The sequence below is a fragment of the Methylibium sp. T29 genome (genome assembly GCF_000576205.1).
Lineage (GTDB): Bacteria > Pseudomonadota > Gammaproteobacteria > Burkholderiales > Burkholderiaceae_C > Methylibium > Methylibium petroleiphilum.
The window spans coordinates 1-3,237 of the sequence record NZ_AZND01000316.1 but is presented as its reverse complement, the minus strand read 5'-3'; the positions used below and the strand labels follow the sequence as shown (position 1 = coordinate 3,237).

General features: G+C 69.3%; 5 protein-coding genes and 1 pseudogene. All 6 read right to left on the bottom strand.

Annotated elements, in window-relative coordinates; genetic code table 11:
- Positions 1-698: pseudogene (locus tag x551_RS20095) on the bottom strand (hypothetical protein); the annotation flags it as partial.
- A complete protein-coding gene (locus x551_RS20090) occupies positions 695-1,186 on the bottom strand; it encodes a biopolymer transporter ExbD (protein WP_011828829.1) in 492 nt (163 codons plus the stop codon). The pseudogene x551_RS20095 and the gene x551_RS20090, both read right to left, overlap by 4 nt.
- Before the next feature lie 13 nt (positions 1,187-1,199).
- Entirely contained in the window at positions 1,200-1,712 is a 513-nt protein-coding gene (locus x551_RS20085; RefSeq protein WP_036232531.1) for a biopolymer transporter ExbD, read from the bottom strand.
- Between the two features lie 6 nt (positions 1,713-1,718).
- Positions 1,719-2,372 (bottom strand): MotA/TolQ/ExbB proton channel family protein, encoded by a 654-nt coding sequence (locus x551_RS20080; RefSeq protein WP_036232528.1) that lies wholly within the window; start codon positions 2,370-2,372, stop codon positions 1,719-1,721.
- 42 nt (positions 2,373-2,414) lie between these two features.
- Positions 2,415-2,720, bottom strand: a complete 306-nt coding sequence (locus x551_RS20075) for a hypothetical protein (RefSeq protein WP_011828826.1) — start codon at positions 2,718-2,720, stop codon at positions 2,415-2,417.
- Positions 2,717-3,237: tetratricopeptide repeat protein (locus tag x551_RS20070; protein WP_051512232.1), on the bottom strand; the 521-nt coding region annotated here is incomplete at its 5' end. The genes x551_RS20070 and x551_RS20075, both read right to left, overlap by 4 nt.

Below are 3,237 nucleotides of genomic sequence, written 5' to 3'. Positions count from 1 at the left end.
CGGCCACACCCTCCACCAGCGTGGTCGCGCGGCCGGCGAGACCGCCGCCTCCGGTGTCGCGGCTGTAGGCCGCGGTGTTGATGCCGCCGCTGCCCTGGCCGGCGTTCGACGTGATCAGCGCACGCGCCGGCGTGCCGGCCTCGGTGCCGGCCCCGACACCCACGCCCTTGCCCGGTGCCCACACCGGGCCCCTGCTTGATGTCCTTCTGCAACTGCACCGCCACCGGCGCACCGCGGATCTCGGCCAGTTGATCGGCCATTGCCAGCAAGCCCACGCCGGCTGCCTTGCGGCGCGCGGCCTCGGCCACTTCGCCTGGCGGCTTGCCGGCCACCGGCTGGCGCGCCTCGGGCACCGGCCTGCGCACGGTCTCGGGGTCGCGGCTCGGCGGCTTGCTGGTCGAGCCGATCGGCTTCGGGTCGGCCTGCGGCGGCAGGGCCGCTGTCTTTGCGGCCGGTGGAGACGGTGGCGGTGGCACGGGTTTCTGTTCCAGCACCAGCTTGGCCAGGCGCGGCGGCAGTTCGACCGGCGCGGCACGGTCCTCGACCGGCCGCGGCATCAGCAGCAGCGCCAGGCACACCATCACGCAGGCGACCAGCACGGCGCGCAGGATGCGGCGGAAGCGCGCCTCGTCCTCGAGCGCCACCGCCCAGGGCAGCAGCGGCGCACGGAACGAGACGGAAGCAGCGGCGGCACTCATGTCGTCGCCTTCCGCGTGACGGCGAACGCCACGTCGCTGAAGTTGGCACGCGCGGCGGTGTACATCACCTTGCGCAGCAGGCGGTAGGGAATGTCCTTGTCGCCCATGATCGTCACGGCCTTGCCCTGCGCCTCGTTCTCCTTGCGCAGCACCGGGCGGCTGGCCTGCAGATCCAGCTCGGCCTTCAGCGGCGCGATCAGGTCATCCTCGCCCGCCATGGCCTCGCCGACCGTGGCGACCTTGCGGCCATCGACCAGTATCTCCGAGCCGCTGACGGTGACCACGATGGTCTCGCGCGGCGTCTTCTCGGCGCTGGACTCGGGCAGCTTGACCGCGCGGCTGGTGCTCAGCACCTCCACGCCGGTGCTCGACATCAGGAAGAAGATCAGGATCGTGAAGATGTCGATCAGGGCCACGAGGTTCATGTCCAGACCGTGGTTGTTGCGCGCCTTGCGTTCGGCGCGCTTCTGAAGCGGGGTGAGCTTCATCGTCGACCTCTCCCTATTTCCTGGCGACGCTGATCGGAGCGTCGCCGATCGAGATGTCCGGGAACAATATGGCGGCCGGCGCGGTCGCGTGGGCCTGCACGGTCGGCGCTGCCGGGGCCTCGCGCATCGTGTCCATCACCTGCACCAGCAGTTCGTACGGCGTGTCGGGCTGGGCCAGCACGGTCGCTGTGGTGGTTTCCGGGAACTTGAGCTTCACCTGCTGCATCAGCAGCGACAGCGCGGCCAGATCGTGGTGACCGGCAGAGGCCATCGGGATGCGCTGGATCAGCCCGCCGATGCGGTCGCCGACGTCCAGCGCGTCGGGACGGATCACCACCTCGAGCTTCAGGTCGTCGACCTTGAGCTGCTCGACGCCGGACGACGGCGCGGGCAGCGTCAGCTCGAGCACCGACAGCCGCGTGAACACCGCAGTCGAGAGCAGGAATGGCACCAGCACGACGATGACGTTGATGAACGCCGTGACCTCGAGCTGGGCCACGTTCTTGCGCAGGCGTCGGACACGCATGGTGGATTACCTCGCCGGAGCCGATTCGGCCTTGATGCGCTGCACCAGGTTCAGGAAGCTGATCTTCGCGGCCTCCAGGCCGTCGACGATCTCGCTGGTGCGGGCCTGCAGGAAGGCATGGATCAGCAGGAAGGGAATGGCCACCGACAGTGCGAACGCGGTGTTGTTCATCGCGATCGAGATCGACGCCGACAGCAGCTCGGCCTTCTCCGCCGGGTTGACCGCGGCCACCGCGGTGAAGCCCTTGATCAGGCCGATGATGGTGCCCAGCAGGCCCACCAGCGTGATCACGTTGGCGAAGGTCGCGATGTAGTGCGTGCGCTTCTCCAGGCGCGGCACGATCTCCATCATGCCCTCCTCCATCGCCGCATCGATGTCCTCGCGGCGGCCCGGGCTCTGCATGCGCTGCAGGCCGTTGGCGACGATCTTGCCGATCGCGGCGTCCGACTTCTCGGTCACGCCCTGCACCTCCTTGAAGCGGCCGTTCTGCAGCAGCGGCAGCACCTGTGCCCACAGCTTGCGGTTCTGGCTGCGGGCGCGGTTCAGGAAGATGTAGCGCTCGATCGCGATCGCCAGGCCGATGGCCATGATCGCGATGCTGAAGTAGATGGCGACGCCGCTGTCCTGAAAGAACTTGACGGCAAACTCGAGGATGCTCATGGGCTTCTCCTGTGACGAACTGGGTAAGGGGAGGGACTCGGATCAAGGACGGGCCGGCGCCGCCCCCGCTGGGCGGGGCTGCAACTGCGCGTCGTACTGGAGCTGGCGGCGGAACACGTCGCGGTCGATCGGTGCGAGCGCCTCGTCGAGCACGCTCACCGCCGGCCGGCCCGACAGATCGCCGGGCAAGGGCTTCTTCCAAGGCACGATGTACAGCACCTTCGGCAACTCGCGGTTGCCGATGATCTGCGTGCGGTCGATGTCGGCGCGGTCCTGCGCCCACACCGCGGGTGCAGCCACCACCATCGCGACGACGGCGAGCACACCGCGAACGGACGACGGTCTCATGGCTGCTCCTTGCGGCTCACCGTCACCGGCGGCGGCTTGCGGTTCTTCAGGTCGGCGACCCACTTCGCGACCTGCGCGTCGCCGCCCGGCGACAGCGCCAGGTAGCGGTCGTAGAGCGCGAGGGCACGAGAGCCCTCGCCGAGATAGAGGTCGTGCAGGATGCCCAGGTTCAGCAGCGGCGAGGCATAGGTCGCGTCGAGATCGATGGCGCGCTCGTAGGCCTCGCGCGCCTTCGCGAACTCGCCCTGCTGGCGGTAGGCGATGCCGAGCTGGTTGAAATAGACCGCCTGCTGCGGGTTGGCGTGCACCGCCGCTTCCAGCTCGGCCACCGCCTCGGGCAGCCGGCCGGCCTGGCGCAGCAGCAGGCCCAGGTTGGCGTGCGGGCCGCCGAGTTCGGGGTTGGACTTCACGATCGCGCGCAGCCCGAGCTCGGCATCCGCCGGCCGACCGGCGCGCATCGCCTTGCGGGCCTCGTCGTAGCGCGCTGCACCGCGGGGCTCACCGGCGTTTCTGCGAC

What these genes read in the sequence shown, in the direction of transcription:
- x551_RS20090 (WP_011828829.1), bottom strand. Translation starts at nt 1,186, where the DNA reads ATGAAGCTCACCCCGCTTCAGAAGCGCGCCGAACGCAAGGCGCGCAAC.
- x551_RS20085 (WP_036232531.1), bottom strand. Translation starts at nt 1,712, where the DNA reads ATGCGTGTCCGACGCCTGCGCAAGAACGTGGCCCAGCTCGAGGTCACG.
- x551_RS20075 (WP_011828826.1), bottom strand. Translation starts at nt 2,720, where the DNA reads ATGAGACCGTCGTCCGTTCGCGGTGTGCTCGCCGTCGTCGCGATGGTG.
- x551_RS20080 (WP_036232528.1), bottom strand. Translation starts at nt 2,372, where the DNA reads ATGAGCATCCTCGAGTTTGCCGTCAAGTTCTTTCAGGACAGCGGCGTC.